The sequence below is a fragment of the Pseudoalteromonas sp. QJM3NY_12 genome, assembly GCF_056173165.1.
Map to the genome: position 1 here is coordinate 439,211 of NZ_JBWBUF010000002.1, position 23,426 is coordinate 462,636.

Genomic DNA, 23,426 nt, shown 5'->3' on the forward strand with positions numbered 1-23,426 from the left:
CCTTTGGGTTTAAAACGAGGCGTTCACATGACAACACACAACACACCTTTATATCTGATCAGTGCTTTAGCGCTCGCCGTTAGCCAAGGCGTTAATGCACAACAACAAGAGCAAAATACACAAGCGCAAGCCAACAAAGGACTCGAAACAATTGTTGTTACCGGTGTACCCCGCCGTACAACGATAATGGCGTCAAGTTCTTCTGTAAGCAGTGTGTCGCTTGAGCAAGTTGAGGTGTCTACGCCTCGCTCTACCGCTGAGGCATTTAGAATCATTCCTGGGGTTCGTTCAGAATCAACCGGCGGTGAAGGTAATGCCAACATTGCAGTACGTGGTTTACCGGTTGCCTCTGGTGGTGCTAAATTTTTACAGCTTCAAGAAGATGGCTTACCTGTTTTACAATATGGTGATATTGCATTTGGTAACGCTGACATTTTTATGCGCTTAGATAACACAGTGCAAACCATTGAATCTATTCGTGGTGGTTCAGCCTCTACCGCAGCCAGTAATGCACCGGGTGGCATAATTAATTTTATTTCAAAAAATGGCGAAAACGAATCGGGCAGCGTATCAACTACACTTGGCCTAGATTACGATACTATTCGAACTGACTTTGAATATGGCACCTATTTAAATGACACTGTACGCTTTCATGTTGGTGGTTTTGTACGTCAAGGTGAAGGCCCACGTGAAACAGGTTACACATCAAATAAAGGTGGGCAAATTAAAGCCAACCTGACCAAAGATTTTGAAAATGGATACGTGCGTCTTTATTACAAACATTTAGATGATAAAAGTGTTGGCTACTTACCTATGCCAATGTATGCAAATGGAGACTCAATTCCTGGGTTTGACGCACAATCAGATACCCCGCATTCAGCATTATTTACTAAAACAGTGCGCTTAAACGGCGAAAATCAAATAAGTAACGGCGATATTCGCGATGGTATGAATCCGCAAGTTGACTCAATTGGTTTTGAGGCTGTATTTGATTTAGACAACGATTGGCGTATTGAAAACCGTTTTCGTAAATCATCTGTAAGCGGTAATTTTAATTCACTGATCCCAGCTGAAGTTGGCGATGCATCAGCTATAGCGCAAAGTATTGGTGGTGTGGGTGCAACGCTTAGTAATGCGACCACAGGTGCTGCATTTAACGATGATTTAGCCATGCGTATTCATACGTTTGACGTAACTATGAACGACTTTGACTCAATTGTTAACGACTTCAAACTGACTAAATCGCTAAGTGATGATACTAGCGTTACTTTTGGCTATTATGCGTCAACCCAAAATATTGCCATGTCGTGGTTATGGAATTCCTACCTAATGGAGCTCAAAGGTGATAACGCAGCGCTATTAAATGTAACAGCCGCCGATGGGACTGAATTCTCTGAAAGTGGCTTATACGCTTATGGCACGCCTTTTTGGGGTAACTGTTGCCAACGCGATTACGACACAGAATACGACACTCGTGCACCCTATATTGCATTTTCAACTAAGGTGGGTGACGTAAGTATTGATGCTAGTGCCCGTTATGACAGCGGTGAAGCGCGTGGTAACTATGCAGGCGCGGTTACCTCAACCGTTGATATGAATCGCGACGGTGTGATTTCTGTTCCTGAACAAAATGTTGCAGGTATTGACCTTGCAAATGCCAGCCCTGTTAATTACGACTGGGATTACGCATCATATTCAATTGGTGCCAATTACCAAATTGACTCAAGCCTTGCAACGTTTGCACGATTGAGCAAAGGCGGTCGCGCCAATGCTGACCGACTTTTATTTGGTAAAGTTCGCGCCGATGGCTCAGTAGCCGATGAAGATGCCGTTGATGAAGTAAACCAGTATGAGTTTGGTATTAAAAAGCGCTTTGATTCACTGTCAGTTTTTGCCACGGCATTTTATGCACAAACTGAAGAGCAAAACTTTGAAGCGACATCACAAACCTTTTTTGACCGCGAATATGAAGCAAAAGGGATTGAGGTTGAATCAACCTACTTTATTGATGCATGGGATTTTCGTGGTAATTTAACGTGGACAGACGCTGAAATTGCAAAAGATGCACTTACCCCTGAAGTGGTTGGTAATACGCCTCGTCGCCAAGCTGATTTAATTTACTCATTAATGGCACGTTACACTTATGAAAAAGGCTCTGCAGGCCTAAGCTTTATTGGTACTACCGATGCCTATGCTCAAGATAATAACGATCTTAAGTTTGATGGTTACACTCAAGTAAATGGCTTTGTAAGCTACGATTTATCAGAAAATCTTAATATTGCGTTAAACGTAAATAACCTATTCGATACGGTAGGTATTACTGAAGCAGAAGAAGGCTCAATACCTGATAACAACATTATACGCGCACGTGCTATTAATGGCCGTACAACGTCATTGACGTTTAAATACGCGTTTAACTAACCAATTTTAGTGTAACAATTGCTGAAGCTATGTTTGTTCAGCGATTGTTACACTAGTTTTAATAATTCTCCCTTGAATTTTGACCTAGCCATGCTAGGTTTTTTAGGATTTACACTATGAACAAATTACTTAGCCTTGGTGAACTGCTTATTGATATGCTGCCTCAAGACTCTAAAAACAGTGCTTATTTACCCATTCCAGGAGGTGCTCCAGCTAATGTGGCAGTAGGTTACGCAAAGCTCGGCGGTAAAGCTGCGTTTTGTGGCGGTATGGGAGATGACTATTTTGCTAAACAATTAACTAATGCGCTTGAGCAATATAATGTAGATACTGAGTATTTATTTACCATAGAAGGCGCGCAAACAGCTATGGTTATTGTCAGCTTAGATGAAAACGGCGAACGCAGCTTTAACTTTTATCGTCATCAAACAGCCGATTTACTGTTAACGAGTGAGCACTTAAAGCGTATTAATTGGGATGAATTGAGTACCCTACACTTTTGTTCAAACACCCTTACTGATTCGGCAATTGCACAAACCACTGAGTACGCTTTAAAGCTGGCTAAAAACAACCACAAACTCGTTAGCTTTGATGTAAATTTACGCTACAGTTTATGGCAAAATATCAACGACATTGAGCAAAGCGTGCAGGCATGTTTCGCGTATTGCGATATTGTTAAGCTCTCACGTGATGAGTTAAACTTTTTAGCAACGCAACGCCAACAATCAGCTGATATCTACTTAAAGTCACTGCTTGATTTAGGCGTAACGCTAGTGTTTTTAACCGATGGTCCGGCACCAGCGACTGTTTACCATAGCGCTTTTACTCTCAGTGAAGCAGCCCCAACAATTACCGCTGTAGATACCACCAGCGCTGGTGATGCTTTTATTGCTGGCGTACTATACTACTTAAACCACAGCGATAATGCAGTGCCACTTACTGATAAGCTAAATGATGAGTCAATAGTAAAAAAAGCGCTTCACTTTGGTCTTCGCTGTGGCTCAAAAGCTTGCTTAGCTAAAGGCGCTTTTCCTGCGCTTCCCACGCAGCAAACACTTTCGCAATAAACCAAGATACTTACAAAAAAGGCCACTGTTGGCCTTTTTTATTAAGCGTCATACATTATTGGTTTTTAACCACTCTAGAGCGGTAGTGGCATTTTCAAAGTATTGTATTTCACCCGACATAAACCAACTGCCTAACTTAGCTATGGTTGATTGCCACTCTTTATTGCCGTAAATCGCTATTTTTTTAAACTCTTTGTTGTGCTTTAAGCCAAGTTTTAAATCGTCCCAAGCAGCACGAAGCTCCCAACCATCTAACTCAGTGCCATCTATCAATACGTTAACAATAGGATGCTTAACTTCGCCTAGCGCTGAATCGATCATTGGGGTGATCACTTCATAATCTTTGTGAGTTAAGGTACCAATTGCCTTAAGTGTTAAGAAAAACTCACAGCCTGAGCGCTCAATACCAATCGATAAACCATGTGTTAAATTAACCATAACTCAACCCTTGAATGAAAAGAGCTTTGATTATAGGCAACAGTTAAAAATTATCATATGAAGCAGGTCAAAAAACAGCCAGTTAATGCTGGCTTATCCTTTGAGCTAATTATGCCCCTCTAATCGACTAATTTGGTTATCTACATCATTTAAATAACCGGTTTTTATCCATACTCTTGCGCCATTGTTACCCGCTGTGGCGTTTATTTCAGTATTAACAGGCACTCTAAGCCAGCTGTGTTTTTCAAGTGTGTCGTTATGCTCTTGTAAAGTGCCATCCAAAACCAACAACTCAGCGCCACCACTCACCGTGAGCGTTAAAGATTGATTGGCATTAAACTGCACAATACTCACTGTTTCATATGCATCTTGATATAACAAAATGGCATTTAGGTCATTAAATTCGGGGGTTTTCTGCCCTTGCATCTGCTGTGTGTGAATACGCACGTGCTGGCGTTCTTCTGGCTGAAACTGCCACAGTTTTACAAATATAATGCAACCGTCTTTTGAGCCTGGGGTATGTTTTGATTGCGGAGGATTACGAATATAGGCACCTTCTGGGAAATCGCCATGCTCATCTTGAAATACCCCATCAAGTACTAAAAACTCCTCGCCCCCAGTATGAGTATGTGGGCTAAAGTGGCTGTTTGGCGCATAGCGTACAATACTAGTGGCACGAGCAACTTCGTCGCCCACTCTGTCAAGTGGACGTCTATCAACACCCGGCATGGGCGAAGCTATCCATTCAAGTGACTCACTATGCACCACCACACGTTGACTAAAGTCGGCAGCAATTTTCATATTTGACTCCAAATTATTCATTTATAGCAGCAATACTTTGACGCTGAGCGACCTTTTGTTGCCATGCAATTAAGTGCGTGAGTTCAGTAGGAATAGCAATTTGTGCAAAGCCTGCAAACACAAGTCCTGCGTATAAGGTAATATCTGCAACACTAAATTGTTCACCTGCCACATAAGTTGAGTTTGCTAATACGCTATTAAAATAAACCAAGCCTTGCTGTGCTTTTTCAGCTTGCTTTTCACCCCATGCAACATTTTGATAGGTTTCAAGTTTAGGTCCTAATCCATCAGTAGCATGATGAAAGTAAGTGGCAATTGCATCAAGTACCATCGACTCAGCACGTTTTTGCATCATATTAATTACTGCGCGTTCTTTTGCCTCAACACCAGTTAATGAAGGGCCTGCAAAAGCGGTATCAATGTATTGTGTGATTGCAGTGCACTCGGCAATAAAAGTACCATCATCAAGCTCTAGTACAGGTACACCTGCCAACGGATTCTTTGCCAAGAAAGCCTCACTGCGGTGCTCCCCATTTAATAAATCAACAGCAACAAACTCTACTTTATCAGTCGCATTTTTTTCAGCAAGTGCAATACGAACCCTAACGGGTTAGGGAAATTTTCTACGTCATAAATTTTCATAATTATCTCTTATATTTTTAGTTTGCAAACACAAACTACCTACTGATAGGTAATTTATAGCAAGCGCTTAGTGTTTGCAAACTAAAAATAAAAGAGCTTGAAAATAACTACCTACTGGTTGATAATTTTTTTCAGATAACAGCAAGGAAATATCAAAATGAGTAAAAAAGCAGCCCTGCTACAAGCCGCAGAAAATAAAGTGCGACTGGGTGGTTATAGCAACTTTAGCTTTAGAGAACTTGCTACTGAAATAGGTATAAAAAGTGCCAGTGTGCATTATCACTTTCCAACCAAAGCTGATTTAGGCGCTGAACTCGCGCATCAATACACCGATGCCTTTATTGCAGTACTTGGCGATCCGAATGCACATAAAGCAAACGGTAAAAATCCCATCGATATTTACACTCAGTTATTTAGAAATGCGCTCGTGATAGACAAAAAGATGTGTTTATGTGGCTTACTCGGTGCAGAAAGCGACAGCCTACCCGATAAAGTTCGCGTTGAAGTTCAGCGGTTTTTTAATAAAAACTTAGCCTGGTTAACTCAAGCACATCAAATAAATGGAGAGCTTAATCCTGCTCGGGCGGCAATACAAACAGTGAGCTTATTAGAAGGGGCAATGATTATTAGTAAAACCCTAGATGATATTAGCTACTTCGAACAAGCTACTTTTTAAGTGCTTATATAAAAAAGCGAGCTTCAATAAAGCTCGCTTTTTACATTAATAACTATGTAGTTTTAAGCTGGATGCACTTTATGTTTTGAGTGCACAAAAGCTAATGCAATAAAGCCTATTACCGCTACCACTACACCAATAGGCTTACCTAAGTCACTTGATAAGTTTAACCCAATTGCCGCAGTCATAATGTAAGATAAGGTCACTGCGGTTGCGATCACGGCGGGTATACTAGTGATCCAATGGAATGTACCACGGTCAAATAGGTACTTGGTCGCAAGCCACAACACACTGGTAGAAAGCAGCATATTTGAAAACGCAAAATAACGCCAAATAACAGAGAAGTCGAGCTTAGTCATAAAGTAAGCAATGGTTAAAATTGGCAGTGCTAACAACAAACGATTACGTAAACTTTGCGGAATACTAAACGCATCAACCACCGTTAAGCGCAGTGAACGGAACGCCGTATCACCTGAGGTGATAGGGAAAACAGCAACAGCAATAATAGCCATAATACCACCAAATACACCTAAGTAGCTGTTTGCAATATGGTTAACCACTAAGCCTGGACCGCCTAAATCAAGCATCGATTTTAAACCAGCGTACCCTTCTGGGAAGGCAGCAATACCAGCAAGCGCCCAAACACAACCTACAATACCTTCGCACATCATCGCGCCATAATAAACCGGGCGTACATATTTTTCGTTAGTTAAACAACGAGCAATAATAGGTGCTTGCGTTGAGTGAAAACCACTAATAGCACCACAAGTAATGGTGATAAATAGCAACGGCCAAGTAGGCAGTCCATCAGGATTTGGGGCTAAAAAGTCGTGAGCATGATCGGCTTCAAAATACGCTAAAAAGTCGCCAGCTACTGGTAAATGGGGTGCGTTGATTAACAGTGAGACTGCGATAGCAACTGTCATTACAATCATTAACAAGCCAAAAATAGGGTAAAACTTAGTGATGATTTTATCGATTGGTAATAACGTGGCTAAAAAGTAGTAAGCTAAAATAGCGAGAACCCAAAATGTATTACTAGCAAAAATGGTGCCTTCAAATGCATCTAAGTTACTCAATAATCCTGCTGGGCTCATAATAAACACTACACCAACAAAAAATAACAACATAGCAGTAAATATAAGCATAAAGCCTTTAAATACTACGTTGTAATAATGGCCTGCAATTTCAGGTAAACTTTTACCGTCTTCTTTAATACTCATTACGCCAGAGAAAAAGTCGTGTACAGCTCCACCTAAAACGTTACCAAGTACAATCCAAACCAGCGCTACTGGGCCATACAAGGCGCCAAGTATAGGACCAAATATGGGGCCTACTCCTGCAATATTCAAAAACTGAATTAAAAATGCACGAACAGGGTGAATAGCAACATAGTCAACACCTTCGCTAAAACGCTTTTGCGGAGTGTCTACGGTTGAATCTAAACCCGCTTGTTTTGCAACAAACGGGCTATAAAACTTATAGCCTAATATTAAAATAGTCAGGCAAATAAAAAAGATGATCATAAAGCACGCTTCTCTTTTTGTATGTGTTTATAGAACGCTATTTTGCGCCCCACTTTTTAAATAACAATTGAACGTAGCATATGAAAAAGTAGCCAACAATGAGACGTTTGGCTAATGCGCTCACAAAATCAATTTTATTCGAAAAAATAAAACTAATTAACAGCATTCGTTACTCATGGAAACAGATGGAAAGCACTAAAAGTACTTATATTGCGACTAAAATCTATAAGCCAATTTGCAACAATAGCTACACCTGAGTGATTAATTAGCCTACGATAAACATTATTACTACTTTAAATTTACTTGCCTTTACCGTACATGGCTTTGCCAAAAAAACAAGGATGCCCTCAATGACACAGTTTACTACGCCCGATTTATATGATGAACATCGCGACCATGTGCAAGTTGCTTACAGTGGCTTGCAACACTTTGGTAATAAAACTCACTTTTATGGTCAAGTAGTGACCGTCACCTGCCCTGACGATAACTCGTTTGCTGGTAACATACTGCATGAAAACGGTGAGGGAAAAGTATTGGTTGTTGATGGTTTTGCCAGTAAACGTTTTGCCTTTATTGGCGATATGATTGCAGAGCGCGCACTAAAAAATGGCTGGCACGGCATAGTTATTAATGGTTGCTGTCGCGATATTGAAATTCTTGCCACACTTGATTTACCTGTAATGGCGCTAGGCGCAACCCCGCGCTGCACCACTAAGCGCGGCTTAGGCGCTAAAGATCACCCGGTTAATATGTTAAACACCACAATTAATACTGGTGATTGGGCATATGCTGATGTAAACGGCTTAATAATTAGCTCTAAAGCGTTGTTTTAACCCCTCGTAATAGTCGTTAACAAAAAAGCAGCTCGAAAGCTGCTTTTTTAATTTATATGGTTTTTTAAAACCCAAATTCTCAGGTTAAAATTAAAGTGCTAACCATACATCGGTTGAACCAGGTTCGTTCCCTTGAGTCCACCATTTAGCTTGGTACTTATTACCTTGATAAGAAACTTCATCACCACTGTTATAAATAGCCGTTGGCTGCCAAACTGCGACACCCGTACCATCTGTAGGTTGTGTTGTTGCTTCCCATGCACCACCTAAATCAGGACGCTCGCCTTGAGTCCACCACTTTGCTTTATATTCAACGCCGTTATAAGTAACGACATCACCACCAACGTATGCAACACTCGCATCCCAGCTTCCTGTAGGTGGATTTGTAGTATCAACGTTTGTAACTGTTACGCTAAAGCTTTGCGTTGTGGTTAATGCGCCATCACTGACTGCAACAGACACTGTGAAGTCTGTATCGGTATCTACAGCGCCAGCCTCAATAGTTACGTTTGCATCACTGCCCACTAATGTTAAGCCTGCTGGTACTGTCCACGTATACGAAAGGGCGTCGTTTTGAGCATCATTAGCCACTACAGCTACACTTGCTGATGCGCCCTCTTCAACACTTATATTAGCGATAGCATCAACGCTCGGTGCTGTGTTTTCACCCCCTGATGTTGGCGCAATAACATTAACAACAACATCACGATTAACGGTTGCTTGACCATCTGATACCGCAACAGTTGCCACATACTGCGTATCTGCAGTCACTGTTGGCGCTGTAATGACTAATGATGCACTATTTTGTCCAGATACCACCAGTGCGCTATCAGCATTCCAGCTAAAGCTAAGTGGATCGTTATCTGCATCAGTTGCAGAAGCTGTTACTGTAATACTCTCGCCTGAATTAATAGACACTGATGAAGACACAGAAACAACTGGCTTTTTATTTGTTGGCGGAGCAACTACTCCTCCTAAACCATCATGCATAGCATTAAGAATATCACCATTATCCGCATCTATTTCCCAAGCAAATAAACCACCTAAATTATACTGATTAACATACGCTCCTTTAGCCAGTACTGACTTACGGCTATCATAAGTAATTAGTTTACCGGTTGAACGATTCCATACATAAGCGGCCTGTGCTTGCTCATCATAACCCACTTCAAAACCATTAATACCGGTGCCCGCAGCACCAATCATATTGGCTTTAACGCCCTTGTAATCAATAACCCCATCTTCCCATACGCCTTGTGCCGTAGAGCCTTTTAATGGGCCATTACCAGGGGCGGTCATTGGGTTACCATCAATCGCTGCATTTTGCGGGTAAACACCTTCCCAACCACGACCATACATAGCTGTGCCCACGACGATTTTTTTCGATGGTACATTTTGCGCAAGTAACAGCTGCACTGCATTATCGGTGGTATAAGCAGGGCCTTTACGAGGTTCACCATTATCATCAAGCCCGGTACCATTACATTGACCAACACTCATATGTTCGCCACAGTAAAGTGCTGTTTGGTGACCGGTTACGTTACTCCATGCGCCATAAAAGTCATAGGTCATGGCAAAAATGTAATCCATGTATTGGCTTGCGGCTTGGTAGTCTACATCTTCAATTTTATCGTAACCTGCACCTATAGCTGAGGTTAACTCGTATGTACGACCCGTTTCTGCTTCAAGCTCATCAAGCATAGCGCGTAGTTCTTGCATTAATGCAACATAGGCTGGGCCATCGTTGATTGGATCGCCAATGTCAGGATTGGGACCGTCACCACCTGGGAATTCCCAATCAATATCGACACCGTCATAGAATTTCCATGTTCTTAAAAACTCTTCCATTGAGGCAACAAAGGTGTCGCGGTTAGCTTTATTGGTAAAGCCACCGAATGGGTCTGATAACGTCCAACCACCTACAGATGGTAAAATTTTAATATCTGGGTAACGCTGTTTAAGCGCCATTAGCTGAGAGTAAGTACCACGGATAGGGTCTTTTGCATCAACCCCTGGCAGTGCTTTTTGTACTGCTGCCCATGGGTCGTGAATAACCACTTCGTAATCTGCAGAGCCGGCACAAGCGGTTTCAAGTGCACGTTTAGGACCAGCCGATAACGATGCGTTTTCACCACAAATTGGAATAAAGCCATACAAAATATGACTCAGATTTTGTGCTGGCATATTCGTTACATCATAATCACGGCCATAAATTCCCCACTCAACAAAGTAAGCGCCTGTAACTAAACCTTGTTTGATACCAATGTCACGGTTATTTGGATCTACATCCATCGGCAATGGCGCTAAGTGGCCACCGTCAGTATCAGCAATTACAATAGGTTTGCCTGCACTACGCGCACAGGTCGTGCCACCTTCACATAGCTCAACATACATTGTATGGCGGCCTGCTTTATCATAAGGGAATGAAATAGTGCCACTTTTAGAACCAGCAGCAAGCGTGCCTTCATTCACTAGCATGTCATCAAAATATACTTTGTAGCTATCGCCACCATCACCACTCCACGCACTCCACTGAATGTTGATATTAACTTGTTCAACACGGGTAACTAGCTGCTTATAAGAGCCGTTTCCCTCAAGATCTACCTCAACAAACGAATATTGCTGTGGTTCCCAGTTAATGCTTGGTGTAGACGGTGCAGCAGATGCTGTGCTTGCAAATAAAGCAACACCGATGGCTGCGCTTAGTTGTTTGATATTCATAGGTCTCTCTTATCCATTATTTATGTAATTATTTAATAAGTTTGAACTGCAAAACTTAGGCTTTATTAAAGTTTGGTCCATACATTGGCTTGCCCTGGCGTATCGCCCTGAGTCCACCATTTAGCGCGATAGCGCTGTCCTTGATACGTTACTTCTGCGCCGGCTTGGTAGGCTTTGCTAGTATTCCAAGTGGCTGCTGTGTCAGCTTTCGAGGCTGATTCCCATGCCGCTGAGGTATCTGGTTGTTGGCCTTTGTTCCACCATTTAGCGGTGTAAATAACGTTAGCAAAACGGGCTTTATCGCTGGCTTGATAGGTCTGAGTGCTTTCCCATTCAGGTACTGTTGGGTCAACCGGATCGACCACAGGTACATCGTTAACCGTGACACTAAAACTGGTTTGGGTACTTAATTGACCATCCGATACAGATACTGCAATGGTGTAATCGGTGTTTGCTGATACCTCTGCAGTGGTTAAGTTGATGTTGGCACCAGAGCCTGTAAAGCTTAGCGGTGTAGGTACTGTCCAGCTGTAAGTTAGCTCACTTTGCTCATCATCAAAGGCATGCAGATGAATTGCTGTTGTGGTGTTTTCATCAACTACTAGGTTATCTGGGGTGTGTACAATGGGTGCGGTGTTTGTTGGCGCACCTTGCACACTCAAGGCATAGGTATAATTTGCATCACTGCTATACACTTGATTTATGAGTACGTCGGTTGCATCAAACGTAATGTCGCCCGCTTGGTTTTGCACACCAATTTGCACTAAATGCGCGTAATCGAGGTTAAGCTGCTCAGCCAATGCTTGTTGCCAATTTGCTTGATTGTCGGCATTGATTTTAAGCTGTTGGTTGATCACCTCTTGGCCTGTTTCGTCAAATAATCGCGCCCATACGATGTCGCCTGCAATAGCATTTTGCCCTTGGCGAACAAAGTAACCGACGCTAGTCAACGAATTTGGATCAGTTGGGCCTGCGTCATTTACTATGTTGATGTCGCTACAGTTATAAAAGCCTTCACCAACCACATCATTACGTTGCCAACGGCTATATAAAATGGCCTCGCCGCTGCGGTCTTGCGGAATTGCAACATTCATTTCATAGTAGCGTTTACCATCGGGGTCTTTAACGACCTCAATGTTGTCGTGCTCTTGCACTAGCTGTAAGTCTTGCCAAGTTAGTACGTCAGTTGCGCTATTGAAGCTTGGCTTGGTAATGTAAAACTGCCAAAAGCTTGGGTTGTGCGGGGTTGATGCAAGATAACGTATTTGAATATCACCATTGGCATTGGGTACTACATCACTGCGCTGCCAATGTGGTGATGGTAAATCCATACCCCGTTTGGCTGTATCGCCACCAGCACATAAAGTGCCGTTTGGTACACTGGCCTCAACTGCGGTTTGATTTAAATAGTCAGGAGTATTAACCGAAAATTCAATCGCTTGTACAAACTGCACCGTGCCCGATTCTAAATATGCGGCTCGACACGCAAGGTTAGGAATATTTGTGCCGTCTTCAGGCCACCAGTATCCGCCATCAACTTGACAAATTGCTTGGCGCGCTTTAGGGCTATCCATATAACCATGTGCTTGCACTTGCGGTGCTAGTGTACTGAGTAGTAAACCACTAGTAATTGCAGATAGCGTAATCGTGTTAAATTTAATTGATGCCATTATTTTATCCTTTATTAGACTCAATACATGGGGCAAGCTCAGGCCTACCCCTCATTGTTTTGTAAATTACAGGCTACAACTTAAGGTCCAATCTGCTGTTGCACCCGGCTCAGAGGTTGTCCACCACTTGGCTTTATAAACTGCGTTGTTATGCACCATTAGATCGCCGCCAGCAGCATGACTTGGGTTGCCCGCCCAGTCTGTTTGAGGGAAGTTTGGATAAACAGGAATCGTGGCTATATCAACTCCTTCACACGTACCTACAGGGTCACCGCCACCATTATCTGGATTGCCCGTGCCATCACCCGGTGTTGCATCTGGTAGCATTGGGTATTCAGCTTTGAATGCATAAGTTTTTCCATCTTTTTCAATGGTAAAGTTGCTAGGCCCAGTGATTGGCATGTAGTACATCACTTGTGCATTCACAGTTGCACCAGCGCTAAAGTCTTTTGGTTGACCGCCCCATTCATTGTTCAGTGTGATTGAGAAACGGTGGAACTCGTTCTCAAAACCGCCAATATTATTACCCGCTGCGTTCGAGCCATTTACTTCTACAGCCATGCCCAGTTTTTCTTGTGCATTCCAGTTAGATTTAAAAATAGCGGAAGTTGATACCGGCACATCAAATGAGATTTTTGCACCACTTAAATCAAGACTTGAGTTATTAGTAAATGCAAACGTTGGGCTGATTGGGTAATTATCATCACCAATTGGGAAGTCTTTTGCTGTAAATGTGATATCTACGGCTTCAGCAGGCACTGTGAAGTTTGGATTTCCGCCATGTACGTCGTAGGCAACACCGCTTTGATTAAACTTATCGTATGCAAGTGAAGTAAGCATTGACCCCATGAAGTACTCGCCTTTCGCTGTATCGTAGTCAAAGTCACCCGCCAGCTCCCAGAACATAATACCGCCAAGGCCATTGTTGATAACGTAATCAACTTTTGTTGCCATTGACTCTTCATCTTCCATTGAAAGGAATACTTTTTTATTTGCGTTCCATAACCAAGGGGCTACAGCAACGCTGTCATAGTGACGAGTGTAAGTACCTGTTAAGCGGTCATCGGCGTCGGTATCAGGTGTTAAGCCATACACGCCTAAATACGAGCCAACAATGCCGTTTTCAAGGTTTTTAACATGCCATAAAGGGTTTGAACCTGCTGGCATTTCTTGGCCTGCATCGTTCTTATCATGCCAAAGGTTATCGATACCTAGTGCACCATTACCGCATTTGTTTTTCTCACCTACGCCAGTACCTTTAGCGCAATCAGCTTGGTTTGGTAGTGCCGCTTGGCCCCATAAACCGTTTGTTCCACCTGATACATCTTTAAAGCCACGGGTGTAATAAGGCAAACCAATATTAATACGACCTGCTGACATCGCACCACGGAAGTAACGCACGGCCCAATCAGTATTTAAATACCCAATGCCTTCAAACTCTTTGGTACCATATACATTCCACTGCGTAAGCTCTGAATCAAGACCCGTGTCAAACAACGCAGCGTTGTGACCTACGTGCGAGTTCCATGCGCCATGTAAGTCATAAGACATGATATTTACATAATCGAGGTATTGAACCGCTTGGAAGGTTTCCATTCCACGAAGTAAATAGCCCGACGAAGGCGATGCAATAGTGAGTAAATAATGCTTACCAGCGGCTTCACCTGCACGGTCTAGCTCTTCTCGTACCTTTTTCATTAGCACTTGATATGAAGCATTCAACCCTGCACGACGTGCGTTAGAAATAGGAAAGTCATCTGGATGACCTGAATCATTCATTGATGATGGGTATTCATAGTCAATATCAACACCATCAAAACCATACTTTTCAATAAATTCAACAGCACTTTGTGCGAATGCATTAATGCCAGCATGATTGATTGAACCATCGGCATTAGTGGTCATAGTATAAAAACCACCGCTTTCAACACGGCCCGTCTCATCAAAATAACCGCCGGTTTCAGCCCAACCGCCTACAGATATGAGTGTTTTTACATCTGGATGTTGTTTTTTGTATTTGTTTAACAGGTTAAAGTGACCTTTGTAGTTAAACTCTGGGTCCATTTCAGCGCCAACTACGCCCGGCCATTCCATATTAGTAGCAGGATTATTTACTGAAGCAGGATCGCCAATAGATACTTTGTTGTTCGCATCAACATGGGCAAATGCATAGTTGATGTGGGTGATTTTATCCCACGGAATATCGTTTACTAAATAGCTGGGTTGACCATTAGCGCCATTACGCCAGCTAGTAAAGTATCCAATTACACGGCGTGGATGATCTGGGCCCATGATCTCGCGACCATTTGCGTCATAAATCGTACAGTAAGGCGTGTTTACACCGGGAGTTTGATATAAACCTTGGGGACGACAGTCAGTGCCCGTAACTGGGCCTGTATTTTCATCAACAACCGTTAATACTTTTGTTACTTGCGCTGTTGCACCGTCGTTATCGGTCACCGTTAGGGTGAAAGTTGCCTGACCAAGTGCCGTTGCTTGCCATGCAAAACTGCTCGCTGGTGAGCTTGATTGATGAACATCCACCCCGTTTGCTGCAAAGCTCAGAGCCGTTACTTGGCCATCACTATCAGTTCCAGAAAGTGCAAACACCACCTGCGAACCAACAACCAGTTGATCCGGAAGCGTGCTAAATGAAATAGCGGCAACAGGTACTTGATTAACAGGGTCAACAACTACTGAATCACTAACGTTCAGCGTATTAACAACTTCTGCAGAGTTCGCTCCTTCATCGTCTGTTGCTACCGCGCTAATTTGATGTTCGCCCGTGATAGCTTGCCAGTTAACACTGAACGGCGCAGTGTTATCAACCGCTATGGAAATGCCGTCGACAAAAAACTCCACACTTGCAACTGAGCCGTCTGAATCAGTTGCTTGCGCCAAAATGACAACGTTGTCTTTATCGTTGAATAAAGAACCATTCCCAGGTGTGATCTCAGTAATTATAGGCGATTGATTATCATTGACAGCGCTGTCACACGCACCCAAAAGTAACCATTCTTGATATTGACCGGTATTCTCCAAAGGGTTTGCTTGTGTCCACCACTTGGCTTCATACGCATTATTTTGTGCCTTTACTTGGCTTCCTGCTGTATGAGTTTGCCCTAACTCCCATGTCGTCAATGTGCTGCAGTCTATTGATGCATATACATTTAAACTAAATGCACTTAGTGATAAGACACTTAATTTAAGGGCATTATTTATTATTTTCCGTGAGCTCATTAGCTCCTCCGCTTAGTGTGTTAAGAAATGCTATTGTCAGTTTCCATTTATGAAACTAGCATGAACAAAGTAAATATCAAGTAAATAAAGTGTAATTAATAAACAAAATAGATATAAATTGATTAATTAATAATGTGAGGCTAGTGATTTATAACTACTATAAAAACTATTAAAATACCAAGTTCAATTAATAACATTTATTAATTGGGCATTAAAAAGCCCAGTGAAACTGGGCTTGGTTTACATTAGGAATGTATATTTTGCTTAATTAAATGAAACCGTAACAATATTCGAACATACGTTCTCAGAAACACATAACTTATAGTTATACGTTGATAATCTTGCGTTACGAACGTAGTCACGGTAACGGCCATTATCTGATACGGTATCTACTAGTTCGCCATTTCGGTATAAGCTAAGTGACTCAGCACCCACTTCTTCCCAGTTTAGCTCTACACGCATAGTATCAAGACGTGACTTATTAGCGCGTTTTAGAGTCAACTCAATTTCAACATCACTTACAACAACTGTTTGTGTGAATGTATCTGAGTTGTTTTCACTATCTGTTACAGTTAGTTCAACTTCATAACTACCTGATTCAGCGTAGGCATGAACAGGGTTTGCATCAGTTGAAGTTGCACCGTCACCAAAGTTCCAGCTCCACTGTGAAATGTCATCATTAACATCACGGCTTGTATCTGTAAATGTAGCAGTTAAACCTTGTGCTGAAACATTAAAGCCGGCTTCTGGTGGTTGTGGACTTACTTCACCAATAGCACTAAATGTAAGTGACCAACCATTGATATTACCCGTATCTGCGCCTGCTGTATCTTCAACATTAAGTGTCCAATCTCCAGTCGCTACCTCAGAATTAAATACCGTTGATGTAAATGACTTCACAATGTCGTCGTCACTGCCACCTTCATTGCTTTGTAAAGTAACCTCTGTACCTTGTGCTGAAATAAGTGTAAGCACTAAGTCACCAGACCAAGTATGCGTAATGTCTACATCAGCCGTGGTACCAAAGATAGTTAAATCATCGGCCACAGTAATAACAGAGCTTGCACCTTCAGGTGAGTTATCCGGAATCTCAACGCGTTCATTACTACTGTAAGTAAAGTCGTTCAAACCAGCAGGTTGCAGCATTAAGCTTACTGTTTGATCTTTAACTTGCTCGTCTGTTGAAGCAGTTACAGTAAAGTCATAATTACCCCACTGAGTATCGCTATTAGTTGCTACCGTTAATACAACCTCATCACCTGGACGAGCTGTAGTTGCGCTTAGCGATGCGTCAGTAAGATCAGCAGCCAAAGCAAGTGAAACGTCACCATCCCATTGTGCAACTGAACCAATTGTAAAGGTATAGGTAACCGTATCACCAACTGTTGCTTGTTGAGAAACAGGTGATACTGATAGTTTAAACCCAGGAGTTGGATCAGCATCAATGACTGCTTGGTTAACATTTAGACGTGTACCTGCAACCGTTTTACCATTTAATGCCGCATTAGCATCACCACTAGACATAAGTAACTCTTTAAGCTCTAGTGATGTTAGATCTGGATTTACTGACAATACAAGTGCAGCAGCACCAGCTACATGTGGTGTTGCCATTGATGTGCCAGAATAGCTTGCATAACCGCCACCTGGAATGGTTGATAAAATAGCACTACCTGGCGCGCCCATATCAACACTGGTTAAACCCCATTGTGAAAAGCCAGACATATTGTCGCGACTATCAGTACTTGCAATAGATAATACATTATCATTTTCATAATTAGATGGGTAATGAGGATTTACATCGTTGTCTACCGCATCATTACCAGCAGCAGCTACAAATAAAATATCAGCTTGTTCACTGGCAGTAATCGCATCAGCAAGTGCTTGGCTATAACCACCACCGCCCCAGCTATTGTTTAATACACGAAGGTTAACACCTGAGTTTTTAAGGCCTACCATGTAGTCAATACATTTAATAGCGCCAGATGTAGAGCCTGTACCATCTGCAGCTAAAAACTTACAACCTGCAATAGATACATCATGGTTTACACCAACAATACCAACACCATTGTTACCACTGGCACCAATTGTACCTGATACATGTGTACCGTGGCCTTCGTCATCCATTGGGTCGCCAGCATCGGTAATCGCGTTAATACCGTGTACGTCATCAATATAACCGTTGCCGTCATTATCGATACCATCTCCAGCAATCTCACCGCTATTTACCCACGCATTCGCAGCTAAATCAGGATGGCTATAATCTACACCAGTATCAATAACACCTACAACAATATCACGGCTACCAGTTGAAATTGACCAAGCCTCAGGTGCATCAATATCTGCATCAACCGTACCACCAGTTTGGCCTTCGTTATTTAAGCCCCATAAATCTTCAAAGCGAGGATCATTAGTTGCGTTTGCTATGCTCACTCGGTAATCAGGCTCAACATACTCAATAGCTTGATGTGATTTTAAGCGCTCAATGGCTTCTTTAGCGCTCATTCCTGATATTTTAAATTTAGCGAGGCGGCCTGAAAATAACGAAGTGAAGTTATCATCAATTTCATCGTTATTAGAATCTGAGATTTTTGCTTTAACTAACGAACGGGCTTGCTTACGCATTTTCGGCGAAGCATTCTTTTTATATTTAACAATAATTGAGTCACTACTCGCAGTAACTTTTTGAGTCGTACTGTTTACATCAGGCAATTTCGCCGCAGCTAAACAAGGTAAAAGTGCAAGTGTAATAATAGATAATTTTGTTTTCATCGTTTTATCCGTAATTAAGTTAACTTAGCTGTACTAAGTGGAAAATTTACGTATAAGAATTTAAGCAATCACGTGGCAAGTGCTAAGAAAACGGTTAAACAGCGACTAACTCAAGTAAAAAAACAAAATAAGGTACAAAATCATTACTTTTAACTAGAAATACAGTGATAAAAACATAAAAAACATCCATTTTAATGAGCTAAACTCATTAATTTTAACATATCATTAACTCATTATTTTTTATTGGATTTTAGTGAGAAATAAATATAAATCAAAAATTTAATTTCAAGTCATTGAAACTAAACAGCTTTAAATACCATTAAAAAAGATGATTCAAAATAGGTTCATTGAAGAATACAGTGACTGAGCAGTTATGAAGTAGATAACAGTAAACATACTGTTCAAGCACTGAAAGCTAGATTCTACATTCATGATTAAAACCGCACCTTACGTTTAAGAATAAAAGTTAATCACACATTTAACAGCACGGCATGCTGTAACGACAAACACCTTATTAAAACTTAATAAACAACCAAGGTGTTTAATTTTGCATTTCAAGGAGAATAATAATGAAATTGAATAAATCACTTTTAAGCTGTGCTATTGCAATTGCAATGGGCGCAAGCTTTACAGCAAACGCAACTACAGAATCAAAAGCGGGTTCAACTTCTGAGCTTGCATCTAAAGTATCTGTAAGTAGCATTGAAAATGCCGTAACAGTTAAACAATCATTTTCTGATAATACAGCATTAGTATCTCAAGATGGGGATGGCAATACTGCACTAGCTACTGAAGTCGGTAACAATAACGATGTTAAAATAGCTCAATTACAAAATGGTAATTACGCCGAAGTTGAAACAACGGGTGATAACAACCAACAGACTTATGCGCAAGATGGTATCGCTAATGGTTTTATTACTCGTATTACGGGTGATCATAACGGCGTTTATGTTTCTCAATTCGGCCAAGGATTATTCCAGAATAATGAAGCAATCAATATTATCACCGGTAGCGACAATAATATTGACGTAGAACAAGGTGATGGCGGCCATTGGTTTTACAACATGGACATGAGAGGTAACGGCAACGAAATTATTTCATCTCAGTCAGGTATGTGGCAAGAGTTTGAAATACTTAGCTTATCTGGTGATGAAAACATAATTGAAATTGAACAAACAGACACGTGGAATGAATTTAAAATAGAGTCATTACGTGGCAACGAAAATGAAATTGATGTTAGCCAAGATGGCTCACGCAACATTGTTACATTCACTGATATAGCTGGTGATGCAAACGAAATAGCTATTGAACAAAGCAGCGGTGATAACAATACGATTACTTTTGCAGCCGTTACTGGCAATGATAATGAAATAAAACTAGACCAAGAAGGTTCAGACAATGCTATTGAGTCTGGTCTTTTTGACGGTTCATTCAACGAAGTAACAGTTAATCAAGTTGGTGATGAGAACCTTGCAACAACTGAGCTAATGGGCGATAACAATGAGCTTACAGCAATGCAAGTTGGTAACACTAATGAAGTATACATGGGTGTAATTGGATCAAATAATGAATTTACAGTAACTCAAGTTAGTAATTCCAGCTCGGTTCATTTAGCTAATTTTAATGGTAATGGCAATGATGTTGACCTTAGCCAATCAGGTGGTGATGAAAACGCAATTTTAGTGCAGTCTTCATACCCTGATGTCTCACTTACATCAAACGATAACGATATTGATGTTAATCAAGTCGGTAACCAAAACGAAGCCATTGTTACACTAGCGGGTGTTCTTGATAGTAATGCAAACCAAATTGATATCGCTCAAAATGGTGATATCAACGTTATTGACTTAATGGTAGAGGGCAGTAATCACTCTATTGATATTGCACAACAAGGTGAGGGAAACTGGGTAGGTGGAACCGGAGATTCAGCGCTTTTACTAGGTGGTGAAAACGTTTCATTCTCTGTTACTCAAACAGGTAATTACAATACTGTTGAAGGTAACGTAATTGGCTTTAACAGTACATTCTCTGTCACGCAAATCGGTGATGGTAACACTGCAACAATTACACAAATGTAATTGATGAGAAAGGGAGAGTAACCCTCTCCCTTATTTAACTATGAAAAATAATAAATATAACTATTTTTTTATACTTTTAACTCTTTTTATTCCTTGGAGTAATGCCAGTGATGATTTAGAAATCGATGGATTACTTCTAAACAAAAGTATTAGCCGCTTTGGGTATCAATTTTATAGTGAATTTTCAAACTATTGGCGCGAATTCCCCTCAACAGCAGGCTTCAATGTAGAAATAAAAGAAACGGTTATACCCCGTGCTGGCACCAAATTAGTATTAATAATGAATAATAAGATAATTTATGCAACCCACTTGGGACGAAAGCTAGAGCCTTTGGACGAGCGGGTAGAGCAAGCAGTACATTCTGTAATGGACGCAATGGCGCGATCGAATATGCAAACAGCGAGTCCTGACATGGCATTGAACGGATGGTAACAATGAAAAAAATAGTATTAACAATAATAACGACTTTAAGCTTTTCAGTCTCCGCAACTGAAATTATTTACACCCCTATTAACCCGAGCTTTGGCGGCAACCCTCTCAATGCCAATATGCTGCTTAGTAAGGCACAAGCACAAAATAAGCATAAAGCGCCTGTGATCGAAAAAGGGTATGCAGAGCAATTTCAGGATTCATTAGAGCGAACATACTTAAATAGGATGGTGAGAGAAATCACCGACATGGCTTTTGGCGAAAATATTGAAGACAGTGTTTTTAACCAAGATTCAATATTTATGAGTGGTGATTATCAAATAGAAGTAATCACCAGTACAACCGACACTATCACGGTTAGAATAACAAATATAATTGATGACTCGGTTGTGGTTATCGAAGTACCGAGGTTTGGATAATGTATAAAGTAATTATAATAACAATCGCTCTTTCTCTTAGTGGTTGCTCTACTATGGGTAATTTAATTCCCCCATCAAAACAAAGTGCGGTAACGTTAGAGCCAACAGATGTTTTTTCTGACTTAAAAAGCTTACCTAAACCTGCAGGTAGCATTCCAGTTTCGGTTTATTCATTTCGCGATCAAACCGGTCAATATAAACCACAAACTAATGTTAGCTCGTTTTCAACGGCCGTCACTCAAGGTGCAAACTCTATTTTAGTGCAAGCATTACATGAGTCTGACTGGTTTACGCCGGTTGAACGTGAGGGTTTACAAAACATTTTGACTGAGCGAAAAATTATTAGAGCGGCACAAGCGACTAACCCTAATCAGAGCGAGCTTCCGCCATTAACCACCGCAAAAATTATTTTAGAAGGTGGCATAATTAGCTACGATACCAATGTAAAAACTGGCGGATTAGGAATGGAATACTTTGGGATTGGTGCCTCAGAGCTATATCGTGAAGATGCAATTTCAATTTATTTGCGTGCAGTCGATGTAAGAACTGGCCAAGTACTATTATCAGTAGCCACCAGCAAAAAAGTATTGAGCCAAGAAATGCGAGCAGGCTTCTTTAGATATGTTAGTTACAAACGTTTAGCCGAAGCCGAAGCTGGATTTAGTGATAACGAACCTATGAGTATTTGTGTGACACAAGCCATAGAAAAAGCGCTTACTGATTTAATTACTAAAGGCATAGATCGGGGACTTTGGGCTAAAAAACAAGCTTAAAAAATAAAAGGCTATGCAAATAGCCTTTTTATTTAATTATCTAATGGAAGTAATACCGAAATGTAGCGCTGTGCCCAATTTGCAAGCTCTATACGATTACGTGATTGAGTCTTTTTAAACGCACTATAAAGATGAGTTTTCACTGTGTGATCACTAATATTGAGTTTGTTCGCTATTTTATCGTTACTCGCACCCTGCGCTATTAATTGAATCACCGATTTTTCACGTTTGGTTAAGTTTTCGTAATCCGATTTACTAAGCACTATGTCGTCATGCAGTAAATTGTTAGATGAAGCGGCATTCAATATATCTTTGAATGCATCAGAAATCACTTTACGAGTAAACCATAGCTCGCCGTCGGTTATTCTTACAAGCGCCTTAAAAATATCCTCTGCAGCATCTGAACTATAAAAAACACCATTGAAGTGATTTAATAATAAGTTTTTCTCACACACAGCATTTGGATCAACGTTAAATAAAATCACCTTATTTTGCTTAGCTAAACAGATTAGTTCGGCAGGGATTAATGAGTGCCAATCCTTATCCGCACCATCAACGAGATAAAGTTCAAAGGTTTGACGTAACTCGACTTTAGGGAGTGAGTCATCCATTTTTATTTCATTAAAAAGCGCTTTTAAAGTGCTTATAATCGTTGTATAGCAAAATGAGTGAGAAGAAGATTTAGGTGTTGTTTTAATAAAGGCAAATTTTTTACTTAACATAATTACCATCCCTGAAACAATTTCATTACATTACCTAAATCAACTACAAAACACAATGCTCTTTTGGTATACCTTCGTAGTGGAGTACTCTGTAAAGCAATTAAGTCGAACGGCCAACACCCTCTCGCCATCACATTATGCGAAGTACAACACGTTTAGTTAAAGCAATTTAGAGTCAACTCCAAGCCGCTGGCGACTTG

16 protein-coding genes and 1 pseudogene are annotated in these 23,426 nt (G+C 41.1%); 8 read left to right on the plus strand and 9 right to left on the minus strand.

Annotated elements, in window-relative coordinates; translation table 11 throughout:
* The first annotated feature begins 27 nt into the window (after positions 1-27).
* Positions 28-2,421: a TonB-dependent receptor gene (locus tag AC0VZ5_RS17770; protein ID WP_475474777.1), complete on the plus strand. Its 2,394-nt coding sequence runs from the start codon at positions 28-30 to the stop codon at positions 2,419-2,421.
* 116 nt (positions 2,422-2,537) lie between these two features.
* The gene (locus AC0VZ5_RS17775) at positions 2,538-3,488 is read left to right on the plus strand and encodes a carbohydrate kinase family protein (RefSeq protein WP_475474778.1); all 951 of its coding nucleotides are present in this window, start codon (positions 2,538-2,540) and stop codon (positions 3,486-3,488) included.
* Between the two features lie 48 nt (positions 3,489-3,536).
* On the opposite strand, the gene AC0VZ5_RS17780 is transcribed toward AC0VZ5_RS17775, so the two are convergent.
* From AC0VZ5_RS17780 to AC0VZ5_RS17790, 3 genes and pseudogenes are all read right to left on the minus strand, one after another.
* Positions 3,537-3,926, minus strand: coding sequence for a SpoIIAA family protein (locus AC0VZ5_RS17780; RefSeq protein ID WP_475474779.1), 390 nt, complete (start codon positions 3,924-3,926; stop codon positions 3,537-3,539).
* A gap of 105 nt (positions 3,927-4,031) precedes the next feature.
* Positions 4,032-4,727: a cupin domain-containing protein gene (locus AC0VZ5_RS17785; RefSeq protein WP_475474780.1), complete on the minus strand. Its 696-nt coding sequence runs from the start codon at positions 4,725-4,727 to the stop codon at positions 4,032-4,034.
* Positions 4,728-4,740: 13 nt separating this feature from the next.
* A pseudogene (locus tag AC0VZ5_RS17790) lies at positions 4,741-5,369 on the minus strand (glutathione S-transferase family protein).
* Between the two features lie 157 nt (positions 5,370-5,526).
* Between AC0VZ5_RS17790 and AC0VZ5_RS17795 the strand changes: the two are divergent.
* Entirely contained in the window at positions 5,527-6,045 is a 519-nt protein-coding gene (locus AC0VZ5_RS17795) for a TetR/AcrR family transcriptional regulator (protein ID WP_054201362.1), read from the plus strand.
* 62 nt (positions 6,046-6,107) lie between these two features.
* Here AC0VZ5_RS17795 and AC0VZ5_RS17800 read toward each other — a convergent pair whose 3' ends face one another.
* Positions 6,108-7,571 (minus strand): carbon starvation CstA family protein, encoded by a 1,464-nt coding sequence (locus tag AC0VZ5_RS17800; RefSeq protein ID WP_138605919.1) that lies wholly within the window; start codon positions 7,569-7,571, stop codon positions 6,108-6,110.
* Between the two features lie 350 nt (positions 7,572-7,921).
* Here AC0VZ5_RS17800 and AC0VZ5_RS17805 point away from each other — a divergent pair, with 350 nt between their 5' ends.
* A complete protein-coding gene (locus AC0VZ5_RS17805) occupies positions 7,922-8,404 on the plus strand; it encodes a putative 4-hydroxy-4-methyl-2-oxoglutarate aldolase (RefSeq protein ID WP_475474781.1) in 483 nt (160 codons plus the stop codon).
* Positions 8,405-8,494: 90 nt separating this feature from the next.
* Here the strand turns inward: AC0VZ5_RS17805 and AC0VZ5_RS17810 are convergent, their stop codons facing one another.
* The 4 genes from AC0VZ5_RS17810 to AC0VZ5_RS17825 form a co-directional block, all read right to left on the minus strand.
* Positions 8,495-11,125, minus strand: coding sequence for a glycosyl hydrolase family 18 protein (locus AC0VZ5_RS17810; RefSeq protein ID WP_475474782.1), 2,631 nt, complete (start codon positions 11,123-11,125; stop codon positions 8,495-8,497).
* A gap of 65 nt (positions 11,126-11,190) precedes the next feature.
* Positions 11,191-12,795: a lytic polysaccharide monooxygenase gene (locus tag AC0VZ5_RS17815; protein ID WP_198522795.1), complete on the minus strand. Its 1,605-nt coding sequence runs from the start codon at positions 12,793-12,795 to the stop codon at positions 11,191-11,193.
* A 66-nt stretch (positions 12,796-12,861) separates the two neighbouring features.
* Positions 12,862-16,035, minus strand: coding sequence for a glycosyl hydrolase family 18 protein (locus tag AC0VZ5_RS17820; RefSeq protein ID WP_475474783.1), 3,174 nt, complete (start codon positions 16,033-16,035; stop codon positions 12,862-12,864).
* A 264-nt stretch (positions 16,036-16,299) separates the two neighbouring features.
* Positions 16,300-18,804 (minus strand): S8 family serine peptidase, encoded by a 2,505-nt coding sequence (locus AC0VZ5_RS17825; RefSeq protein WP_475474784.1) that lies wholly within the window; start codon positions 18,802-18,804, stop codon positions 16,300-16,302.
* A 569-nt stretch (positions 18,805-19,373) separates the two neighbouring features.
* Between AC0VZ5_RS17825 and AC0VZ5_RS17830 the strand changes: the two genes are divergently transcribed.
* From AC0VZ5_RS17830 to AC0VZ5_RS17845, 4 genes are read left to right on the plus strand one after another with little or no spacing between them, the layout of a single operon-like run.
* On the plus strand, positions 19,374-20,882 hold the full coding sequence (locus AC0VZ5_RS17830) for a curlin (protein WP_138605907.1): 1,509 nt from the start codon (positions 19,374-19,376) through the stop codon (positions 20,880-20,882).
* 40 nt (positions 20,883-20,922) lie between these two features.
* Positions 20,923-21,315: a curli production assembly/transport protein CsgE gene (locus AC0VZ5_RS17835; protein ID WP_138605905.1), complete on the plus strand. Its 393-nt coding sequence runs from the start codon at positions 20,923-20,925 to the stop codon at positions 21,313-21,315.
* Entirely contained in the window at positions 21,309-21,731 is a 423-nt protein-coding gene (locus AC0VZ5_RS17840; RefSeq protein WP_138605903.1) for a curli assembly protein CsgF, read from the plus strand. The genes AC0VZ5_RS17835 and AC0VZ5_RS17840 overlap by 7 nt, the downstream gene beginning before the upstream one ends.
* Entirely contained in the window at positions 21,731-22,504 is a 774-nt protein-coding gene (locus tag AC0VZ5_RS17845; protein WP_138764900.1) for a CsgG/HfaB family protein, read from the plus strand. The genes AC0VZ5_RS17840 and AC0VZ5_RS17845 overlap by 1 nt, the downstream gene beginning before the upstream one ends.
* A gap of 32 nt (positions 22,505-22,536) precedes the next feature.
* On the opposite strand, the gene AC0VZ5_RS17850 is transcribed toward AC0VZ5_RS17845, so the two are convergent.
* Complete coding sequence (locus tag AC0VZ5_RS17850; protein WP_138764901.1) at positions 22,537-23,226, minus strand: response regulator transcription factor; 690 nt, start codon at positions 23,224-23,226, stop codon at positions 22,537-22,539.
* Positions 23,227-23,426: the final 200 nt, after the last annotated feature.

Coding starts and splice junctions, on each gene's coding strand:
- AC0VZ5_RS17770 (WP_475474777.1), top strand. CDS start 28: ATGACAACACACAACACACCTTTATATCTGATCAGTGCTTTAGCGCTC.
- AC0VZ5_RS17775 (WP_475474778.1), top strand. CDS start 2,538: ATGAACAAATTACTTAGCCTTGGTGAACTGCTTATTGATATGCTGCCT.
- AC0VZ5_RS17780 (WP_475474779.1), bottom strand. CDS start 3,926: ATGGTTAATTTAACACATGGTTTATCGATTGGTATTGAGCGCTCAGGC.
- AC0VZ5_RS17785 (WP_475474780.1), bottom strand. CDS start 4,727: ATGAAAATTGCTGCCGACTTTAGTCAACGTGTGGTGGTGCATAGTGAG.
- AC0VZ5_RS17795 (WP_054201362.1), top strand. CDS start 5,527: ATGAGTAAAAAAGCAGCCCTGCTACAAGCCGCAGAAAATAAAGTGCGA.
- AC0VZ5_RS17800 (WP_138605919.1), bottom strand. CDS start 7,571: ATGATCATCTTTTTTATTTGCCTGACTATTTTAATATTAGGCTATAAG.
- AC0VZ5_RS17805 (WP_475474781.1), top strand. CDS start 7,922: ATGACACAGTTTACTACGCCCGATTTATATGATGAACATCGCGACCAT.
- AC0VZ5_RS17810 (WP_475474782.1), bottom strand. CDS start 11,125: ATGAATATCAAACAACTAAGCGCAGCCATCGGTGTTGCTTTATTTGCA.
- AC0VZ5_RS17815 (WP_198522795.1), bottom strand. CDS start 12,795: ATGGCATCAATTAAATTTAACACGATTACGCTATCTGCAATTACTAGT.
- AC0VZ5_RS17820 (WP_475474783.1), bottom strand. CDS start 16,035: ATGAGCTCACGGAAAATAATAAATAATGCCCTTAAATTAAGTGTCTTA.
- AC0VZ5_RS17825 (WP_475474784.1), bottom strand. CDS start 18,804: ATGAAAACAAAATTATCTATTATTACACTTGCACTTTTACCTTGTTTA.
- AC0VZ5_RS17830 (WP_138605907.1), top strand. CDS start 19,374: ATGAAATTGAATAAATCACTTTTAAGCTGTGCTATTGCAATTGCAATG.
- AC0VZ5_RS17835 (WP_138605905.1), top strand. CDS start 20,923: ATGAAAAATAATAAATATAACTATTTTTTTATACTTTTAACTCTTTTT.
- AC0VZ5_RS17840 (WP_138605903.1), top strand. CDS start 21,309: ATGGTAACAATGAAAAAAATAGTATTAACAATAATAACGACTTTAAGC.
- AC0VZ5_RS17845 (WP_138764900.1), top strand. CDS start 21,731: ATGTATAAAGTAATTATAATAACAATCGCTCTTTCTCTTAGTGGTTGC.
- AC0VZ5_RS17850 (WP_138764901.1), bottom strand. CDS start 23,226: ATGTTAAGTAAAAAATTTGCCTTTATTAAAACAACACCTAAATCTTCT.